This is a genomic window from Rubripirellula tenax (genome assembly GCF_007860125.1).
Lineage (GTDB): Bacteria > Planctomycetota > Planctomycetia > Pirellulales > Pirellulaceae > Rubripirellula > Rubripirellula tenax.
In genome coordinates, this window is the sequence record NZ_SJPW01000006.1 from 170,715 (window position 1) to 189,773 (window position 19,059).

Genomic DNA, 19,059 nt, shown 5'->3' on the forward strand with positions numbered 1-19,059 from the left:
GGGCCTGACAAACGCCGAACTTGTTTCAGTCATCTTGAAAGAGATGATGAAATCCGTGGTCATCGTCAAACTTTTCAAAATCACGAACTGGGTAACCGAAGTCGTGCAGCGTTTCGGCTGACCACGTCGGCCACGGCGACCATTTGCTTCGCGATGACGCCAACGCGTTGACCGGCAGCCAAACCTGGCTGATGCCGATGGTTCCCGTGATCAAGATCAACATCGCAAATTTGGGACGATGTCCGGGACTTCGTTGCATGTGTGCCGCCACCGTCACCAGTTGTTCGCTCCGCCGAACGAGCGCACTTTTCGATCGGCCGAACGACAGCACACAAGTCGGCGATCCGTTGCCCCGTTCGGCAATTTTGGCCAACGTTCGCAAGTACGATGAAACCTTGCCACCCGCAACGGCGGCGTACTCATCGCACAAAAATTCGCGAACCAACTCTGCCCGCCGACTGGCCATCCAAATCAACGGGTGAAACCAAAAGAGCGAACCGCAGATGCCTTGCAGAAAGTGTTGCAGCGGATGATTGGTTTGCAAATGCTCTCGCTCATGCAGCAAGATGTGGCGTTGTTCCGCCGCGGTATCTGAAAGCATCGAATGCGGGATCACGATCGTTGGATGATGGAACTGCCAACAAAACGGACTGTTCGTCGATTCGCAAATCAGCAACCGAACGGAATCGTCGAACTCCCCCGGTTCGATCGGCAGCGCGGCACGTTCCGTTTCGGTAATGGGCCGGCAATCTCGATTCAAAAATCGATTCAAACGCAGAAACGCGATTCCACGCCGCAAGATCATCCATGCAAAGCCCGTCATCCAGATCGTGCAAAGCACGCGAACGATCGTTGGTTGGCGAAGCACAATGTCTGCTAAAAATGAGTCTCGTCCAATTTCGGGCATGCCGAAAAAGCGAAAGTGGGGCAGCGTCAACCCGACGATTGTCAGCATCAAAACGCTGACAAAGCACGCAGTCCACAAGCGACATGTCGCGCGAGAATCGGCCATCCATCGATCGAGACCGAACGTGATCGCGATGATCGTCGACGTTTGAAAAATCAAACCAGTGGCGACTTCGCTCAACAGCATCTCATTCATTCGGATGATTCCAGTTTCTTTGCCGCCTCGCGGAGTGCTTCGATATCGTCCTTGGAAACATGGTCGGACTGCATCAGACTTAGTACCAGTGATCGGACGGATCCGCCGAACAACAGGTCCGTCAATTCGGCCAGCATGCCGACTTGAACTTGCTCGCGCGTCACCGATGGCAGGTACGTGTACGCGCGGCCGATCTTTTCGCCACGATGAACGATGCCTTTTTCTTCCAGAATTTTCATCGTCGTCATGACCGTCGTGTAGGCCAGATCGCGATCGATGGCTTCGACGACGTCGCCCACCGTCACTCGTCCTTGCGTCCAAACGGCATCCATAACTTCGGCTTCGCACTTCGTGATTTGAATTCGATTCATTGGAGCGTTTCTTAAAGTTCAGTCGTTGAATTTGTTGCGTAACAATCGATGCCAGGCTATTGCATTCTCAAACGTGCCAATTGGTGGTACTCGTGTAGGTCAATGTTCTCGGTAATGAAGCTGACGTGGCCGTCGGCCCAAAGGAAGTTTGCGCCGCCGGGATGGCGACTAGAAAATTCGCACTCGTCCGCCACGGGGCTGTTGATGCCTTCCAGTGTCGATCCGACCAACCGCGCGGCTGCGTCCTCGCCATTCAGGTCCACACCCAACCAAGTCGAAGGAACGAACGCCATCGTTCGCTCGCCGACCGCAAGCGTCTCGCTCAGTCCTCGTTCGAAGTCCCGAAACCGAACGCGGCGGTTTTCTAAGAAGGCCCCGTCACCGATCGGTGCCGGAATCCCATCGTCGGGTTCGATCGTGCCGAATACGCCGACGTAGTTCGCAGTCGGCAGTTGGATCAACGGCATCGCAGTAAACGGCAAAATGGTCCGGTAGCCGGACAGGTCGTTTTCATCTTCATCATCGTCGTCTTCGTCCTCGCTAAAAAGCGTGAAGACAGGTTCGGTCAAATCAGATGGGCAAAGCAGCGTGGCGATCGGCGTGCGTCTGGCTGTTTCGTGGCGCGGATGATGGATGGAGAGGGTTACATCGATCGTTTCCATCAACGCCGGTTCGCCCAAATACGGCAGCGTCGGCACGACCCATCCGTAGGCCGACTGTTGCGATTGATCGAACTGCCAACCGACGGGGAGGCTGCCGAGAGTTTGATGGTGGTTGTGCAGCGCGATTCCGATTTCTCGCATGTGATCGACGCAAACGACTCGCCGGGCTGCCTCGCGAGCCGAACCGATCGCAGGCAAGACGATCGCGACCAGGATGCCAATGATGGCAATCGTGACCAACAGCTCCAGGACGGTTAATCCTGTTCGTTTCTGTGATCGCGGGGTCTCAGCAACCGCCGATTCGATCGAATTGGCCGATCGCCAACCGCTGTGGCCATCCATTCGTGAAGCTCCGTAGTCCGTGCGAGTATTTGTCGATACTATTAACCTTTTCGTTTTTAAGCAACGGCATCATCGAATGCCGTTTTCGGTTGGGTGCAGGCACGCCCCGTACGGCATTCATTCGAGATTGGGATGATTCGGATTCTGTGCGATGGTTACCGCGTCGATTTGTTGGATCAGATCCACGACCTGCTCGTGAACGGCTTCGATGGACGATACGACCAGGACCTGTCCGACCACGGTGATCGTGCTGGGGCCGCCAAGAAGATCCCAAGTGTCCGGAACAACGGCGCCATGAATCGCTTCGACCAGTTGTTCGGCGTTGCCGATGATCGAGTCGGGAATGGGGTACACCCGAGCGATCAAGTCCATCTCGGCCGCCTCGATGGTCGTCACGATCAGAATTTCGTTTTTGATCATGTAGGTCAGTTCAAGGTCGCGCAACATCAGCGTCAAGAAACTCCGTAGCGAAACCCCCGTCAGGCTCAGGTTGACCGGTTCAGTTGCGGAAAGCCCAATCTCCTCGAGTGATCGGACGTCAACCAAAATGGGGACGTCGTAGGCTTGGGAAAGTTCGGCGACCGCTTCTCGAAGCGGTTTGTCGACGAACGCTCCCTCGCCAACCAAGGACAGTTTCTTTCGGATGGATTGTTCGGCTGTTAGACCTTCGGTCGTCTTGCCGGTGACCTTCGTCGTTCGGACAGTTGGTTTTGCTGCCTCCGCACCGCCGCCAAACGGATCCGAGCCCGGAGCACCACCAAACGGATCTGAGACCTGAGCCAATAGGGTTCCGCAGAAGAACAACGAGCCCACCAAGCTTGTAACCAGTCGAATTGCCATGTTCATCGCCGTCGAAAAGAGGTTGAGAAGAGAGTTCAGTCGTGAGCTTCGAGCGATGGGTTGCGTTCAACCGTCGCCGAAACGGACGCTTTGCTAACATCCCATTGTCGCGGATCCTCATGCGCGGTGCAATCGAATCTGTGCCGCTTAAACGGATCCATCACCTGACGCCGACTTCGTTCATCCGGTAATTTGGGCGATGAATGTTTTTCCGTTACCGCGAGCCGGTCATGTTTGTCCAAAAGCCAGTTTCCAGCGACGACGATCGACCCAATATCGTCTTCATCATCACCGACCAGCAGCGCTACGACACGATTGCCGCATTGGGTTTTCCGCACGTCGAAACGCCGAATCTGGATCGGCTGGTTCGCGAGGGTGTTTCGTTCGACCAGTGTCACGTGACCGCCGCCAGTTGTGCAGCCGCACGCGCCAGTTTGTTCAAAGGCTACTACCCGCATACGACGGGGATCTTGAAGAACGCCGATGCATGGCGACGTAGCTGGGTCGAGCGGCTGAACGAGGCCGGGTACTTTTGTACCAACGTTGGCAAGATGCACTCTTGGCCGTTCCAAACGGAACTTGGATTTCACGAACGCTACGTCGTCGAGAACAAGGACCGCTATCTCGAGGGCCGATACTTCTTTGACGAATGGGACAAGGCACTGCGTTATCGTGGGTTGGTCAAACAACAGCGCGAGTTTTACCGCCGGCGGGAGGACTACGCGTCGTGCCTGGGCGCGTTCGATTGGGAACTTCCCGACGACACGCACCCGGACATGTTTGTCGGCGACATGGCGACTTGGTGGATCGAATCGAAACCCATGACGCGGCCGCTGTTTTTGCAAATCGGCTTCCCCGGGCCGCACCCGCCGTACGATCCGATTCCTCGGTACGCAAAACCTTATCTCGAAAAGGCGTTGCCAATGTTGGGGGTCACGCGTGACGAGCTCGATTCCCAGCCGGCGGCGTTGAAAGAGCTTCGTCAACACAACCAAGTTGTCGATCACGATTCGATCATCATGGATTTGAATCCGACGGACGACCAACGCCATCGCCAGCGCGCCTACTATTTGGCCAACGTCACAATGATCGACGAGAAAGTCGGCCAGATCATGTCGGCACTCGAATCGAAAGGCTATCTCGAAAACACGATCGTGATCTTTACCAGCGATCACGGCGACTGCTTGACGGATCACGGGCACAGTCAAAAATGGACGATGTACGATCAAATCACGCGAGTGCCGATGATCGTTTGGTCCCCGTCACGATTCGGCGCCGGCCGTCGCATCGGTCCGCTGGTTCAACAAATGGATATCGGGCCGACGATTTTGCAGTGGGCGGGGGTCGAAGTTCCAGCCGATTGGGAAGCCCAGTCGCTAGCGGCGGCATTCGATCCCGCAGCGGACTTTGCCGGTCGACCGTTCGTTTACTGTGAACAAGCCGGCGACGCGGTGTTGACCGGTGCGACGTTCATGTCCATGGTTCGCGATCGAACCCACAAGCTGGTGCATTTTTTGGATCAACCCGATGGTCAATTATTCGACCTCGTGTCGGATCCGGATGAAGTGGTCAACATGTGGGACGACTCGGCGGCCGGGGCCGACAAAGAGCGATTACTGGCGGAACTGCTGCAGTGGCGAATTCGCAGCGGTGTGCATACAAAAGATTGGTGCCAGGATTGGCGCTAGAACAATCATCCGAAACGACTCAGAAACATCCCAAGGAACCGAGATGAAATCGATTTATATTCTAACTGCCCTTTGGGTGGCTACGACCGTCGTCGCCCAGGATGCGACGTCACCATCCCCTGCGAACAAAGTTGCAGTGACCGATGTTGCAGTGGTCGATGTTGCCGCAGGCGAAAAAGTGTCCGGGATCGACCAGTCGCTGCTGAGCGATTCGGTGCCTGCGGGCGAGAACTTTTACCTGTACGCCAATCAAGTTTGGCTCGACAACACCGAGATTCCGGGTGACAAGTCGAACTACGGAATCTTTACTGTGCTTGACGACCAGACGCGTGAACAAGTGCGAACGTTGATCGAAAAAGCCGCCGAAGCGAAGAGCAAGGCTGGGACGGCGGCGCAAAAGGTCGGCGATCTGTATCGCAGCGTTCTCGACATCGACGCACGCAATCAGGCAGGCGTTGGGCCGATCAAACCGATGCTCAAGTTGATCGATGCGGCGACGACCAAAGCCGAGTTGGCTTCCGTGATGGGCCAACTGAACCGAATGGGGATCTACGGTCCGTTCGCTCCCTATGTCGATGTGGATGCACGCGACAGTGATGCGTACACGGTCTATGTCACGCAAACGGGGCTGACGCTTCCCGACCGCGATTATTACCTGGAAGACGAGGAACGCTATGTCGAACTGCGCGAAAAGCTAAAGGCTTACATCGCCGACATGCTCAGCTTCCTCGATCCTGTCGACAATTCGAAGAATGCAGAAGCAATTTTTAACGTCGAAAAGGCAATCGCGACGCATCACTGGACCAAAGTCGACAATCGCGATCCCATCGCGACGTACAACAAAAAGACAAGCGAAGAAATTCAGGCGATGTTGGGGGCCTTTGATTGGTCCGCGTATGCGAAGTCGCTAGGCATCGACAAGGCAAGCGAGTTTGTCGTTCGCCAGCCGAGTTACTTGGAATCGTTTGGGCAGATGTTCGACGATACGTCGCTGGGCGACCTGAAGGATTATTTGCGTTTGCGAGTGGTTGATTCGTACGGCGATAACCTGAGCGCGACGATCGAGAAACGGCATTTCGATTTTCACGAGACGGACGTCAGCGGTGTTACCGAGCAAGAACCGATGTGGAAACGGGGTGTCAACATCACCGGCAGCGTTTTGGGTGAGTTGGTGGGGCAGCTTTACGTCGAAAAGCACTTTCGACCCGAAGCCAAGAGCCGCATGAACGAGTTGGTCGAAAATTTGAAGATAGCATTCGCCGCTCGGATCGAAACGCGCGATTGGATGGGCGAAGGAACTAAGAAACAGGCTCTCGAAAAACTGTCGATGTTCACGACCAAAATCGGTTACCCCGATGAGTGGAAAGACTATTCAGGTCTGCAAATCAGTTCGCCGATACTGGCCGTCAATCTGATTGCGGCATCGGAGTTTGAAACGATCCGAGAACTGGACAAGCTTGGTGCACCGATTGATCGAAACGAGTGGCACATGACACCGCAAACGATCAACGCGTATTACAACCCGACGATGAACGAGATCGTATTTCCGGCGGCTATTTTGCAACCGCCGTTCTTCAACTTGGCGGCTGACGATGCCGTCAACTATGGCGGTATCGGCGCCGTGATTGGACACGAGCTGTCGCACGGTTTCGACGATAAGGGAAGCGAATACGACGGCAAAGGCAATTTGCGGAAGTGGTGGACCGATTCAGATCGCGAAGAATTCGAACGACGTACCGCGGGACTGGTCGATCAATACAATGCATTTGAACCGATCGAGGGAAACACGGTAAACGGCGAATTGACGCTTGGCGAAAACATCGGCGACCTGGGTGGTTTGAGTGTCGCCTATCACGCTTACCAACTCTCGCTCGACGGTAAGCCGGCCCCTTTTATCGATGGTTTGACCGGCGACCAACGTTTCTTTCTTGGTTGGGGCCAAGTTTGGCGACGTTTGTACCGAGAGCCTGAATTGTTGAAACGGTTGATCACCGACCCGCACAGTCCCAGTGAGTATCGGGTCAATGGAATCGTCCGCAACATGGACGCGTGGTACGCGGCATTCGGGATCAAGCCCGATGATGTCTTGTATCTGAAACCGGAAGATCGCGTTCGCATCTGGTAACGGCTAGCTCTCTTCCTCTCACCGACGAAACGCTCTTTATGACGACTGCCGAAACTGAGATCAACGAACGACCCTGGGAAGAGCTCGCAAGATCGATCGAGACGGGTGATGCGGCGATCGTGAAGGCGTATTTAGATACGCTGCCAGCGACCGACCAGTCGCTGGCGTTGGACCGGTTGAGTGACGAGAACAAGCAGGCCGTCCTTGCGATTCTTGACCCCGAGGACGCGGCGGATCTGGTTTCGCTGCTGCCGGACGTCCAGGCAATCGAATTGATGGAAGACTTGCTGCCCGAAACGGCCGCATTGATCATTGATGAACTTCCTAGCAACCTGAAGGCCGACTTGATCGGCGAGATGGAGCAGGAAGACGCGACGGCGATTCTGAACGAGATGGAACCGCAGGCTGCGGCGGACTGTCTGCGGTTGTCCAAGTACGAGGACGACGAAGCTGGCGGGTTGATGGTGACCGAGTTGTTGAAGTATCCGGTCGTATGGACCGGTGCCCAGGTCATCTCGGATCTAGGAGATCACGCCGACGAGTATCGCGACTACGACGTCCAGTACGCGTATCTTGTCGACGATGACGATCGGCTGGTTGGCGTTCTGCGGATGCGAGACTTGTTGTTGTCGAAGCGGGGCACACCGCTGGCTGAGAACATGATTTCGAACCCGTTGTCCGTTTTCGATACGACGTCGATCGAAGACTTGATCGATCTTTTTGATCGTCATCATTTCTTCGGCGTTCCCGTCGTGACGCAGGAACATCGCTTGATTGGCGTCGTTCACCGGGCGTCCGTCGAAGAGGCGCGTGCCGAGCAACATGACTCGGACTTTTTGAAGACTCAGGGCATCGTCGGCGGTGAAGAGATTCGGTCGATGCCGTTGTTGGTTCGGTCACGCCGCCGATTGGCGTGGCTGAGTGTGAATATCGTTCTGAACATGGTCGCCGCCAGTGTGATCGCGGTTTACCAAGACACGCTTTCGTCAGTCATTGCGTTGGCGGTATTCTTGCCGATCATTTCGGACATGAGCGGGTGTAGTGGCAACCAAGCCGTCGCGGTCAGTTTGCGAGAGTTGTCGTTGGGATTGGTTCGCGAAACCGAATGGAGGCGAGTTTGGTTAAAAGAAGTTTCCGTCGGCATCATCAACGGCATCGCGCTGGGTTTGTTGATCGCATTGGTCAGCTACGTCTGGAAAGGCAACGCATACCTGGGTTTCGTAGTCGGCTTGGCACTTTGCCTCAACACGATGGTCGCCGTATCCATCGGCGGGTTGGTACCGTTGGTTTTGAAGCGATTCAAGGTTGATCCGGCGATCGCCGCCGGCCCGATTCTGACAACGGTGACCGACATGTGCGGCTTCTTTTTAGTGCTCAGCATCGCCAGCGCATTGCTGGACAAGTTGCAGTAGTCGTCGTCGCATTGGTGAAGGCGCCGAACGCTTCGCTTAGGTATAGTCTTCCATCGGTGGGCACGAGCACACCAGGTTGCGATCGCCGTAGGCATTGTCGATTCGTCCGACCGTGGGCCAGAATTTGTTGTCACGTAACCACGCTTTGGGCCACGCCGCTTGCTCGCGTGAGTAAGCGTGTGACCAATCGTCCGACGTCACGACACCGAGCGTATGCGGTGCATGTTTCAGCGGGTTGTCTTCGCGGTCGGCGGTCCCATTTTCTATGGCGGCGATTTCCCCGCGGATGGCGATCATCGCATCACAGAAGCGATCCAATTCATCTTTGGATTCACTCTCGGTAGGTTCGATCATCAACGTACCGGGCACCGGCCATGACATCGTTGGACCGTGGAAACCGTAGTCCATCAATCGCTTGGCGATGTCTTCGATCTTTAGGTTCGCGGATTTTTCAAAGTCGCGGCAATCAATGATGAATTCGTGGGCAACGCGTCCATCAACGTCGGTGTAAAGCACGTCGAAGTGTTTCGACAAACGCTGGGCCATGTAGTTGGCGTTCAAAATTGCGACTTGAGTTGCCTTTTTCAATCCGGCCGATCCCATCATTGCAATGTAAACGTAGCTGATCGTCAAAATGCTGGGGCTTCCATAGGGTGCCGCCGAAACGGGACCGATCGCGAATTCACCCGCGGTGTCGGGGCGTTGAACCGGGTGACCGGGCAGAAACGGTACCAACTGCTCCGCGACACCGATTGGACCCATCCCGGGGCCGCCACCGCCGTGGGGAATGCAGAACGTTTTGTGCAGATTCAAGTGACAGACGTCGGCGCCGCACTTGCCGGGACTGGTCAGTCCGACCTGTGCGTTCATGTTGGCGCCGTCCATATAAACTTGACCGCCGTTGTCATGGATAATGTCGCACACTTGTTTGATGGTGGCTTCGAAAACGCCGTGCGTCGACGGGTACGTCACCATCAGCGCCGAAAGATTGTCGCGATGCGATTCTGCTTTCGTACGCAAATCGTCGACATCGATGTCGCCTCGTTCGTCGCATTTGATGGCGACCACCTTCATGCCAGCCATCACTGCCGAAGCCGGGTTGGTTCCGTGTGCCGATGTGGGGATCAAACAGATGTCGCGAACGTTCTGGCGTCCTTCCTTGGCGGCAACGTGTTCGTGATACGCGCGGATCACCAACAGCCCCGCGTATTCCCCTTGCGCGCCGGCATTGGGCTGCAACGACACCGCCGCAAAACCCGTGACTTCGCAAAGCCAACGTTCAAGTTCGCGAAACATTTGCGTGTAACCGCGCCACTGCGTATCGGGCGCGAACGGGTGAATCCCGCCGAACTCGGGCCATGTGACGGGGATCATTTCGCTGGTCGCGTTCAGCTTCATTGTGCACGATCCGAGCGCGATCATCGAATGAGCAAGCGACAGATCGCGTCCCATCAATTGGAAGATGTAACGCAACATTTGCGTTTCGCTGCGATGGCTGTGAAAGACCGGGTGCGTCATGAACTCGCTCGTCCGGGCGAGTGATCCGAAGTCCATCATGCCTTCGTCGGCTGCTTCGGCAACGAGCGCGTCTACGTCGAATCCGGTGTAGTGTCCGAAATTGAATGCGGCCAACAGATCCGCGACCAAACCGCGATCGGCGGTCTCGTCCAGCGTCACACCCAGCGTGCCGTCGTCGTATTCTCGCAAATTGATGTGGCGTTCGCGGGCCGCGTCCGCAACTTGTCGTGCTGCATGGGTGCGGCCCTTCCCAAGCGTGATTCGGATCGTGTCGAAGATCGGTCCGTCACCGATGATCGTATGACCGAGTCGGCTCAAGCCTTTGGCAAGGGCGCACGTGTAGGCCTGGGTCCGGCGTGCGATTTGTGTCAAGCCGTCGGGACCATGGTAGACGCCATAGAACGAGCTGATGATCGCAAGTAGCGCCTGAGCGGTGCAGATATTGCTGGTCGCCTTGTCGCGCCGAATGTGTTGCTCGCGAGTCTGGATGGCCATTCGCAAAGCACGATTGCCGTTGGCGTCTTTTGATACTCCGATCAAGCGACCGGGCAACTTACGAGCGTGTTTATCGTGCGTCGAAATGAATGCGGCATGAGGCCCGCCCAAGCCCATCGGCACGCCGAACCGTTGTGCGCTGCCGACACAGACATCGGCACCCCATTGGCCCGGCGGCTCAAGGATCGTCAGCGCCAACAAGTCGGCTGCTGCGACGACTAGGCAACCGTGATCAGCAGCGCGGGCCGTCAGTTCACGGTAGTCAACGATGCGACCATCGGTCGTCGGGTACTGAATCAACAGTCCGCATAAACCACCAGCATGATCAAAGTCGATATCCTCGATCGGTCCGATCTTCAAATCGACACCCAACCCGCGTGCTCGCGTTTCCAACAGTGCAAGCGTTTGAGGATGGCACTGGTCGCTCGCGTAAAAGCCGACTTTCTTGTGATTGTGAATGGCCACGCACATGCCCATCGCTTCGGCGGCCGCGGTGGCTTCATCCAACAGGCTGGCGCCGGCGAGGGGCAATCCCGTCAAGTCGGCGATCATGGTTTGGAAGTTCAGCAGTGCTTCCAATCGTCCTTGCGAGATCTCAGCTTGATAAGGGGTGTATTGGGTGTACCAACCGGGGTTTTCCAAAACGTTACGAAGGATCACTGGCGGCGTAACGGTACCGGTATAGCCCATGCCGATACAGCTTCGATAAACCTTGTTCTTACTCGCGATCGACTTGAGTGCGTTAAGAAATTCAGCTTCGCCACGTGGCGCTGGGATATCGAGTTCGCGGTCCAAGCGAATCTCGGCCGGCACGGTTGCCGTGGTCATTTCATCAAGCGTTTTGAAGCCCAGGCTGGACAGCATTTCCGACAATTCTGCATCCGAGGGGCCGATGTGGCGGCGGATGAATCCGTCGGCAAAATCCAGCAAACTTTGCGGATCGGCGTCACCTAGATGGACGGTGTGGAGGTCGCGAGCGGTTGAGACGGTGCTCATCGGGGGCATTCCAAGACTGTGCCGAAAGGATATTGGGTTTCTGAACGGATATCCTAGAGGCGTCGCCCACGATTTGTCACTGGGCTAATTCGTCACAGCGATCACTGGCACAGTCATCGCGGTCGGATCTAACACCACAATGACTGGGCGGCCACTACGGCGTCGGGCCCACTGTTTCAGCTCGAAACCCGTGCACCAAGCCGCATGGCGCAGCCGTGGCAGCAACGTCGGTGCAACGGCTCGGACGCGGAACAGACGATGCGACTCGGTCGCAAAACGAGACTTGTACATTTCGTCGCCCCGCATGAAGTCCAGGCCCTTCAGCCCGCGAGCGTACAGTTCCATAATGCCGTCGATGCACATCAATCGTCCGGGTTCCATGTCGGCGTATTCGATGTCGTATCCAGCGCTATAGCTATAAAGCACTCCATTGTTGCCGATCATTTTCAGTTCACCGGCGATCGGGACGCCTTCGTGTTTGATGACGGCCAGGTAGAGTTGTCCGCGGCTTAGAAAGTCTTTTGCCGACCCGAAGATGAATTTGCAGAAGTCTTCGTTCGCAAAGCTGCCGCATTCACCAGCCGCAACCCAACGGCGTTGGTGCATGTCCATCACGAATCCCAGCAGTTCGTCCACCTGGGCGTCCGTCTGGGCAACGACCTTCTCAAGTGTTTGCAGTTTTTCAGACCAACGTCGCATTTGGCGTCGTTGCGTCTTGCCGTGACGTTTCAAGTGGTCGTCCCAATTCGCGTCGGCCGGGCGATACCAAACGCTCATCCGGCTTTGCGCGTGCAACGTGGCACCACCTTCTTTCAATCCCGATGCGAATGCCGCCATTGGTTCGTCGCCTTCGAGGACCCCGTCAATATCCAGGACTTCCCAACCGTGATCCGACGATGCGGCTTCCTTCGCCAAATGCAGCCCCATTGCGCGAGCGACTTCGACGGCGTCGGCTTCGCTTGCCAGCACCGAAACATGGTCCGTACAAGCTTCGCCGTCGCCGATCATTGACAGCACACCGCCGCCGACGTGGTACAGCGGCAGCAACCCGCGAAGGTTTCCGGCTTCGTCACGTGCCACGACGACGTGCGCCGTTTTGCCTTCGCCCAGTGATTCCCACCATGGCCCAAGCCACGAAGTTTCGCGAAACGGAACGCCCCGTGACAACCGGTTCCAGGCGTCCTTGTCGTTGAGCAAGCTGGCGATATCGTGGGTAGTGTCAATCGTGAACATAGGAAACGCCGTGGCGCCGGTTGAATTTTGGGGCGGACCGAGGGATTGGTTGTCGGATGAAAAAACCTAGGCCGTGGTCGAACGATGTATCGATGGGAAGTCGGCATTCCTATTACAATGCCAGCGGTCCCGAAGCCGCCGTCGCTGCTCAATCGGTGCAATCGGCACGACCCGCACGAACTTTCTGACCCTTTGATTCGAGATTCGCTGGCATGGCATCCTTCACAAGAAACCGATTCGCGTCCTCCCTTTTGATCGTCGCCACAACGGTCGCCGCGTCGGTCGGCGTCGCCGATTCACCGGTCGCTTCAGAAACACCGGTCGCTTCAGAAACACCGGTTGCTGCCGCCCCTTGGGCGCGTTTCCATGGCGTCGACGGACTGGGGCAAGTGGCCGACGGAACCTTGCCGGCCGTTTGGACGAACGATGACTACACGTGGACTCGTAAATTGGGATCTCGCGATGTTTCGTCGCCGATCGTTTTCGAGGATCACGTTTTCCTGTTGGTATCGAAGCCTGGTGAACAGAAAATTGCCGTCGAGTCGGTCGATCTTGGGACCGGTAAGTTGCGATGGTCGAAGTCGTTTGATCAAGCACCTCACCATCTGCACGCGCGAAATACGCTTGCGGCCAGCACTCCCGCGGCGGATAGCGAATTCGTTTTCGTTGCTTGGTCCGATCCGACGCACACGATGTTGAAGTGTTTCGACCACAACGGCAACGAAGTCTGGTCACGCGACTTTGGCGCGTGGCAGTCCCAACACGGTTTTGGTACTTCGCCCGTCATCATTGGTGACATGGTCGTGCTTCACAATTCGCAACAAGCCGACCAGTTGCAGCCCGGCGAAACCGCGGGCGAGTCGCGCGTGATCGCAGTGGATCGTCGCAGCGGACAATCGATTTGGGAAACGCCATTGGTTGCGACGCGATCGTGTTACGGCGTGCCGGCAGTTTACGGGCCCAGCGGTCAAGTCCAGCAGATCATCGCGACCGATACGGGCAGCGGGATCTTTGCGGTCGACCCAAAAGACGGTCGGATGTTGTGGTCGATTCCTGTTTTCAAAGAACGGTCGTGCAGCACGCCGCTGGTGATCGATGACATTGCTATTGGAACCAGCGGCAGCGGTGGCGGAGGCAACAACCAATTGGTTGCCGTGCGCATTCCCACGGACGGAAAGAGTAAGCCGGAAGAACTGTATCGGATCAAACGCAACGCACCTTACGTTCCGACGCCGGTGGTCAAAGACGGACTCTTATTCATGATCGACGACCGCGGCATCGCGCAGTGCGTCGAGGCAAAAACGGGGGAAGTGAAATGGTTTAAACGGATCGGCGGAAACTTTGGTGCATCGCCGATCATCGTTGGCGACGTCATGTTGGTTGTCAGCCTTGACGGTAAGGCGACGATGATTCATGCCAGCGACGAATTCAAAAAGCTAGGCGACGTCGACTTGGGTGGTCCCGTGGGCGCGACGCCCGCTTATGCGGAAGGGAATCTTTTGTTGCGGGTCGACGACGAACTGCGATGCTTGGGCGGAACAAGGCTGTAGTGGAACCGGAAGCAGTTGTTCTTGTCTTCTTCGTGTTCAACCGTTTTTTAGCAGCTCGATCGCGTCTTGCAAGTTGGCGGGTGCGTCGTGGATCTCGAATACTTTTCGCCGGTTTGTATGGCCGCTAGTCAGTTCGATTTGCGAAGCGGTGATGCCCAGCGTCTTCGCAAGCAGTTTCGTGATCGCTTGGTTGGCTTTGCCCTTATCGGCAACGGCAGTCACCGAAACTCGCAGCGATCCGTCGTGGCAGCCGCCGACATGATTTCGTCTGGCCGACGCGGTGGCGTGGACCACGATGCGAAGTTTGGCGCTCAAGTCGTTCAGTGTCCAATTTTAATGACGCCTTCGTACAACCTTGAACCGATTCGCACCATGGTGGCGCCCTCGGCGATGGCTTCGACAAAGTCGCCACTCATGCCCATCGACAAGTGTGGCAGCGGCAAACCGAATTGAGTCGAAAGCTGGTCACGGAAATGGCGAGTCGCCGCGAATTGGCGTTGGGCCGCGTCTGAATCGGTGCCCCATCCGGCCATCGCCATGATACCGACGACGCGAACGCCGGATTGCGGGATCGTTTCGAGCAACGAACGGATTTCGTCGGGTGACATGCCGGTCTTCGCTTCTTCGTCGCTGGCGTTGACTTCCAATAGCACGTCGGTAACGAAGTCTTCGGCAGCCGATTCCTCGGCGATCGTCGCCAGCAATCGCGGACTGTCGACCGAATGAATGATCGGCCGGTGACGCAGCGTGCGGCGAGCCTTGTTTCGTTGAAGGTGACCGATCACGTGCCAGCGTACGTCATCGTCGAACGCGAGTGATTCGGCTTTTTGCCAAAGCACTTGCGGACGATTCTCGCCCAGGTGTTTGCAGCCGGCATCGACAAGCATCGCCGTGACGGACGCATCGACGTATTTGGTCACGCCGATCACCGTGATGTCGTCGGCGTCTCTGCCCGCCTTGGCCGCTGCGTCCCGAACCTCGCCGGCGACGGTGTTCCAATTCTCGGCGAGACGGTCGACGGCGTTCGAATCCATTTCGTTATAAACCTCTTTGTGATGACCGTTATTCGCTTGAACCGGGCTCGCTATCGTCGACGGTTACCAACGCATCGTGATCGCCGTATGTCAGGTCAAATCGCGAAGCGAAGAAGTCGGCGATCAAGTGCTTACCCAGCACGCTTCGCGTTCGGGGTTGCCCCAGTGTTCGGTAAACCATCCATTGTTCGGAACCGACTTGGATGCGATATCCGACGGCTTCGTCATTTCGACACAGTCGCAGTTCATCCACAACGGTCAGTTGACGCCAAGTGCGTTTGCGTTTGAAGCGACGCTGAGAGCAATCGATCCAAAGTGGGCTGTAGAGGCGGCCCTTGCCTTCCGATGTGAAGACCAAGTGGCCATCTTCCGACGATTTCAAGGTCGCCGCCGTCGGTCCGACTCGCCATTCACACGCAGAAATCGGCAGTACCATCGCTGCGCGTCGACCGTCGGATAAAAATACTTCGCGTGTTTCCGGTTCTGGATCTGCGGCAATGGATTCGGCCATCGGCAATCGTGACATGTAACGAATCACTTGCGACGACGGTGCGCCCGATGCCTCTCGGATCGCCTGATCGGTGGGCACGACTGCATCGGCTGCCAAGATGCAGCGGTCTTCGCGAACAAGCATGATTTGTCGCTGCAGCAGGAGTCCGCCCGTCCATGGCTGTTCCATCTCGATGTAGTGGACATCGTCATCGCTGTATTCACAAATCTCGGTCCAAGGCCCCGTCGGCTGTTGTTCGTCGCCATCCAATTCGATCATCGTCTGCCATTGGCCGTCGATGACCTTGGTGCGTCCAGAGAAAATTTCGATGGCCACGTTTTCGCCGGAATAGTCCAAGCAGACGCGACTCTTTTGAACATCCCATTCCGGCAACATGACCGCCAGTTTGGCGTCCGGTTCGTGCCACATCGATTCGGGCAAAGAAACTTCCCAAGCCAAGCGTCCGCCCGTTTGGCTTTCGCCCAAGACGGCGGCGATCGCCGGTTCCAGTGTATCGGAGTCGTAGGTGACCGCACGATCGAAGAGTCCGCCGTCGATCAGATCGTCCATCGCATCTTTGCGAGTCGCCGAACTGAATACGGATCCGCCTTTGCGAACGGTCAAGGCGGCGACCCAGGTCGCCAATACGTCGGCGGCGCGAATGTGGACTTTCTTGAACTTCTGTTTCGCGGTCACTTGCATCAATGATTCGCAGCGAACGACGGAAGCCAAAACGGCTCGCGCATGAACCGCACCTGCCACCGCATCCGCGACGGAATTTTCGGACTGTTCGCACCACGCCGTCATCGCGGCGACCGCGGGCTTCCGCAAAAGTAGGCATGATGGAACATCGGCAAGTCGCCACGCCAAAGTCAGGCCAAGTTCGCCCGCCAAAATCAAGTGGGCGGCGGACGTGACGTTGGCACGAGCGACCACCGCTTCATGTAACTGACGAAGCGAAGTTACCAATCGCCAGCTTAGTTCGGGTGCCAGTTCGCGACAGAGTTCCGGAAGTGCTGCTGCCCAAGTGACCACCTGCGTAGCCGTCAGCACATCGAAGACGTTCGTCGATTCCATCGAATCGATGAACGTCTGAGTCTCGGCGACCAAGTCGAACTCGGGTGACTTCTTGATTTTCGCCAGCAACCCGCCGCACGCCAGTCGGCTGATCGTCTGGGTCACCGGGTCGCATGGGCCGCTCTTAGCAACTGCGATTCCCCAACGGTAAACCGAACCCGATTTAGCTGCTTTGCCGAAAACCGTCTCGGCCGATGCCGGCCCGCCGCGGCGCATTGTTTTTTGTCGCAGGGACTCCCACTGCTCCAGCGAACCGCCATCCGATCCGTTCAAGCTGGACAATCCTGGCACCGAATTTCGCAGCGCCGGCGTCAGTGTCTTTGTTTTTGAACGCTTCGTTCTGGCCGCCCCGGCATCGCCAGGTGTAGGAGAAAGTCCGAGAGACTTGGGAGATTCGGTCGACATAGTCCATACCATCAGGGCAAAAACACAGGGAATGCGACGATACCATAGCTGTTAATTTGGGCAATGCCACCCGGTTTTGGAGGGCGTATCCGGCGGACCGGCTTTCGCGGATAATCGGGGTTCGCTTTTCGTTTTGACACCGTTAGGGATAGAGTCGTGAAAGTCCAGTCCGCCGCCTGTTTCGGCACTGCAGTATTGATGTTTGGCATCCTCAGCGTTTCTGGTCGCTCCTTGTTCGCTCAAGACGAATCTGCGACGGAGGTCGCCCAAGGCGAAACTTCGACTGGTGGCGACAGTCCCTCGTCGGATCAGTCCGTCGAACCGGCGATGGAGCGAACTTTGCCGGCGATTGGCGATCCGTTGACGGAGGAAGAGCGGGAGCTCATCGTTTCGGACGACTACGTTTCGCCGTCCGACATCGCCGCCAAAGCGTTCGCGCCGCCACCGGGTGCCAAGCCGATCAGCAAGCGGAACTTGTGGATCGATGCCAAGAACCAACGCGTTTTCGTCGACGGTTACGTCGCCATGAATGACGGACCGCTTGAAATGTTCGCGTGCCCGGCGGGTACTAAAGAACACGAATCGATCGTTGCCACGATCGCTAAGTCATCGGAAGTTCACGCGGCGTTGTTGGCAGTCGGTGCCCAGACAGGCACAACGGTTCGCTTTCTGCCCCGGTATGTACCGGCGACCGGACAACGAATTCGCGTCTGGATTTGCTACCAGAACGATGCCGGGAATTTCAAAGTCGTCGACGGGCGGCAATGGGTCCAGGTCGCCGAGACCGAAAAAACAATGGATGTCGATTGGGTGTTTGCCGGCAGCGGCTTTTGGAAGGATCCCACCGACAACCACGAATACTATCGCGCCGACTCGGGCGACATGATCTGTGTTTCAAACTTCAGTACGGCGATGATGGACGTGCCGGTCGCCAGCAGCGCAGACGCGAGCGAATTAGAATACTCGCCCATGACGGCGAACATTCCCAAGCGTGGCACGCCGGTGCGAATGGTGCTGATGCCGATCCCGTTAGCGACGGACGCAAATCAAGGCAACGCACCGGAGATTCAAAAGCCAACCGAAGAAGTGCTGCCCCTGAACAAGCAGCAATGATCGCGTTAACCCGTCTCTAAAAGATGCCTTCCCCGAATGCATCTTTGTCGTCTTTTTCAACACCCGCCGATTCACGAGACTTCTGCGGATCGTCGATGAAGTGTGGGCGTGGCGGTCCGGATTCGGCGCGAGTCTTCGGCGAATCGACGATTGCCTGTGGATAGTCGACGTCGGCGTCGTCAAAGTCGTCGTCATAGCGAGACCGGTAACCCGGTTGCTGACAACGGCTGAGTTCGGATTCAAATTCTGTGATGACGGCATTCTGAATCAGTTCGCGACATTCACTGTTGATCGGGTGGGCAACGTCCGCGTACAGCTTTTGCGGCGAGTCGTAATTGTCAGCGTTTTCGGATTGCAGATGCGTGCCGCACTGGTTGCAGTAGCTTGCCCGCAGATGGTTCTTGTAGTGGCACCGTTGGCAATGGCCGCTCAACTTTCGACTGGGCATTGCGACGAACGGTCCGCTGGTCCCGTCGATGATTTTCAAATCACGGATGACGAAGGCGTTATCGATAGTGATTGAACAGAATGCCCGAAGTCGATCTTCAGAGCCTTCCATCAACTTGATTCGAATCTCGGTGATCTCCACGTTCCGACCCTCCTTAA

Annotated in this window: 15 protein-coding genes; 5 read left to right on the plus strand and 10 right to left on the minus strand. The window is 56.5% G+C overall.

What is annotated here, in order from left to right; all coding sequences use genetic code 11:
- Window positions 1–25: 25 nt before the first annotated feature.
- The 4 genes from Poly51_RS21500 to Poly51_RS21515 all read right to left on the minus strand — a co-directional run bounded on the left by Poly51_RS21500 (window position 26) and on the right by Poly51_RS21515 (window position 3,317).
- Window positions 26–1,102: a M56 family metallopeptidase gene (locus Poly51_RS21500; RefSeq protein WP_146460001.1), complete on the minus strand. Its 1,077-nt coding sequence runs from the start codon at window positions 1,100–1,102 to the stop codon at window positions 26–28.
- Complete coding sequence (locus Poly51_RS21505) at window positions 1,099–1,473, minus strand: BlaI/MecI/CopY family transcriptional regulator (protein WP_146460003.1); 375 nt, start codon at window positions 1,471–1,473, stop codon at window positions 1,099–1,101. The genes Poly51_RS21500 and Poly51_RS21505 overlap by 4 nt, the downstream gene beginning before the upstream one ends.
- A 56-nt stretch (window positions 1,474–1,529) precedes the next feature.
- Window positions 1,530–2,477 carry a DUF1559 domain-containing protein gene (locus Poly51_RS21510; protein ID WP_146460005.1) on the minus strand — a complete coding sequence of 316 codons (948 nt, stop codon included), beginning with the start codon at window positions 2,475–2,477 and terminating at the stop codon, window positions 1,530–1,532.
- 117 nt (window positions 2,478–2,594) lie between these two features.
- On the minus strand, window positions 2,595–3,317 hold the full coding sequence (locus tag Poly51_RS21515) for a DUF4974 domain-containing protein (protein WP_146460007.1): 723 nt from the start codon (window positions 3,315–3,317) through the stop codon (window positions 2,595–2,597).
- 230 nt (window positions 3,318–3,547) lie between these two features.
- Here Poly51_RS21515 and Poly51_RS21520 point away from each other — a divergent pair, with 230 nt between their 5' ends.
- The 3 genes from Poly51_RS21520 to mgtE are packed head-to-tail and all read left to right on the plus strand — an operon-like array spanning window position 3,548 to window position 8,542.
- Entirely contained in the window at window positions 3,548–5,005 is a 1,458-nt protein-coding gene (locus Poly51_RS21520) for a sulfatase family protein (protein WP_146460010.1), read from the plus strand.
- A 43-nt stretch (window positions 5,006–5,048) separates the two neighbouring features.
- A complete protein-coding gene (locus tag Poly51_RS21525; protein WP_146460012.1) occupies window positions 5,049–7,130 on the plus strand; it encodes a M13 family metallopeptidase in 2,082 nt (693 codons plus the stop codon).
- Window positions 7,131–7,168: 38 nt separating this feature from the next.
- The gene (mgtE, locus tag Poly51_RS21530; protein ID WP_146460015.1) at window positions 7,169–8,542 is read left to right on the plus strand and encodes a magnesium transporter; all 1,374 of its coding nucleotides are present in this window, start codon (window positions 7,169–7,171) and stop codon (window positions 8,540–8,542) included.
- A gap of 36 nt (window positions 8,543–8,578) precedes the next feature.
- Here mgtE and gcvP read toward each other — a convergent pair whose 3' ends face one another.
- Together gcvP and Poly51_RS21540 are read right to left on the minus strand one after the other, a co-directional pair.
- Window positions 8,579–11,551: an aminomethyl-transferring glycine dehydrogenase gene (gene gcvP, locus Poly51_RS21535; RefSeq protein ID WP_146460017.1), complete on the minus strand. Its 2,973-nt coding sequence runs from the start codon at window positions 11,549–11,551 to the stop codon at window positions 8,579–8,581.
- An 84-nt stretch (window positions 11,552–11,635) separates the two neighbouring features.
- Window positions 11,636–12,784 carry a GNAT family N-acetyltransferase gene (locus Poly51_RS21540; protein WP_146460019.1) on the minus strand — a complete coding sequence of 383 codons (1,149 nt, stop codon included), beginning with the start codon at window positions 12,782–12,784 and terminating at the stop codon, window positions 11,636–11,638.
- A 212-nt stretch (window positions 12,785–12,996) separates the two neighbouring features.
- On the opposite strand from Poly51_RS21540, the gene Poly51_RS21545 reads away from it, so the two are divergent.
- A complete protein-coding gene (locus Poly51_RS21545) occupies window positions 12,997–14,334 on the plus strand; it encodes an outer membrane protein assembly factor BamB family protein (RefSeq protein WP_246114679.1) in 1,338 nt (445 codons plus the stop codon).
- Window positions 14,335–14,370: 36 nt separating this feature from the next.
- On the opposite strand, the gene Poly51_RS21550 is transcribed toward Poly51_RS21545, so the two are convergent.
- Genes Poly51_RS21550 through Poly51_RS21560 form a run of 3 tightly spaced genes read right to left on the minus strand, consistent with a single transcriptional unit; the run spans window position 14,371 to window position 17,340 of the window.
- Window positions 14,371–14,649 carry a DUF167 domain-containing protein gene (locus tag Poly51_RS21550; protein WP_186775712.1) on the minus strand — a complete coding sequence of 93 codons (279 nt, stop codon included), beginning with the start codon at window positions 14,647–14,649 and terminating at the stop codon, window positions 14,371–14,373.
- Between the two features lie 5 nt (window positions 14,650–14,654).
- Window positions 14,655–15,368, minus strand: coding sequence for a YggS family pyridoxal phosphate-dependent enzyme (locus Poly51_RS21555; RefSeq protein WP_146460023.1), 714 nt, complete (start codon window positions 15,366–15,368; stop codon window positions 14,655–14,657).
- Between the two features lie 28 nt (window positions 15,369–15,396).
- Window positions 15,397–17,340: a hypothetical protein gene (locus Poly51_RS21560; RefSeq protein ID WP_146460025.1), complete on the minus strand. Its 1,944-nt coding sequence runs from the start codon at window positions 17,338–17,340 to the stop codon at window positions 15,397–15,399.
- Window positions 17,341–17,496: 156 nt separating this feature from the next.
- On the opposite strand from Poly51_RS21560, the gene Poly51_RS21565 reads away from it, so the two are divergent.
- A complete protein-coding gene (locus Poly51_RS21565) occupies window positions 17,497–18,453 on the plus strand; it encodes a YdjY domain-containing protein (RefSeq protein ID WP_146460027.1) in 957 nt (318 codons plus the stop codon).
- A 16-nt stretch (window positions 18,454–18,469) separates the two neighbouring features.
- On the opposite strand, the gene Poly51_RS21570 is transcribed toward Poly51_RS21565, so the two are convergent.
- Window positions 18,470–19,012 (minus strand): septation protein SpoVG family protein, encoded by a 543-nt coding sequence (locus Poly51_RS21570; protein ID WP_246114680.1) that lies wholly within the window; start codon window positions 19,010–19,012, stop codon window positions 18,470–18,472.
- Window positions 19,013–19,059: the final 47 nt, after the last annotated feature.

What these genes read in the sequence shown, in the direction of transcription:
- gcvP (WP_146460017.1), bottom strand. Translation starts at nt 11,551, where the DNA reads ATGAGCACCGTCTCAACCGCTCGCGACCTCCACACCGTCCATCTAGGT.
- Poly51_RS21560 (WP_146460025.1), bottom strand. Translation starts at nt 17,340, where the DNA reads ATGTCGACCGAATCTCCCAAGTCTCTCGGACTTTCTCCTACACCTGGC.
- Poly51_RS21520 (WP_146460010.1), top strand. Translation starts at nt 3,548, where the DNA reads ATGTTTGTCCAAAAGCCAGTTTCCAGCGACGACGATCGACCCAATATC.
- Poly51_RS21545 (WP_246114679.1), top strand. Translation starts at nt 12,997, where the DNA reads ATGGCATCCTTCACAAGAAACCGATTCGCGTCCTCCCTTTTGATCGTC.
- Poly51_RS21540 (WP_146460019.1), bottom strand. Translation starts at nt 12,784, where the DNA reads ATGTTCACGATTGACACTACCCACGATATCGCCAGCTTGCTCAACGAC.
- Poly51_RS21515 (WP_146460007.1), bottom strand. Translation starts at nt 3,317, where the DNA reads ATGGCAATTCGACTGGTTACAAGCTTGGTGGGCTCGTTGTTCTTCTGC.
- Poly51_RS21555 (WP_146460023.1), bottom strand. Translation starts at nt 15,368, where the DNA reads ATGGATTCGAACGCCGTCGACCGTCTCGCCGAGAATTGGAACACCGTC.
- mgtE (WP_146460015.1), top strand. Translation starts at nt 7,169, where the DNA reads ATGACGACTGCCGAAACTGAGATCAACGAACGACCCTGGGAAGAGCTC.
- Poly51_RS21500 (WP_146460001.1), bottom strand. Translation starts at nt 1,102, where the DNA reads ATGAATGAGATGCTGTTGAGCGAAGTCGCCACTGGTTTGATTTTTCAA.
- Poly51_RS21510 (WP_146460005.1), bottom strand. Translation starts at nt 2,477, where the DNA reads ATGGATGGCCACAGCGGTTGGCGATCGGCCAATTCGATCGAATCGGCG.
- Poly51_RS21525 (WP_146460012.1), top strand. Translation starts at nt 5,049, where the DNA reads ATGAAATCGATTTATATTCTAACTGCCCTTTGGGTGGCTACGACCGTC.
- Poly51_RS21570 (WP_246114680.1), bottom strand. Translation starts at nt 19,012, where the DNA reads ATGGAAGGCTCTGAAGATCGACTTCGGGCATTCTGTTCAATCACTATC.
- Poly51_RS21505 (WP_146460003.1), bottom strand. Translation starts at nt 1,473, where the DNA reads ATGAATCGAATTCAAATCACGAAGTGCGAAGCCGAAGTTATGGATGCC.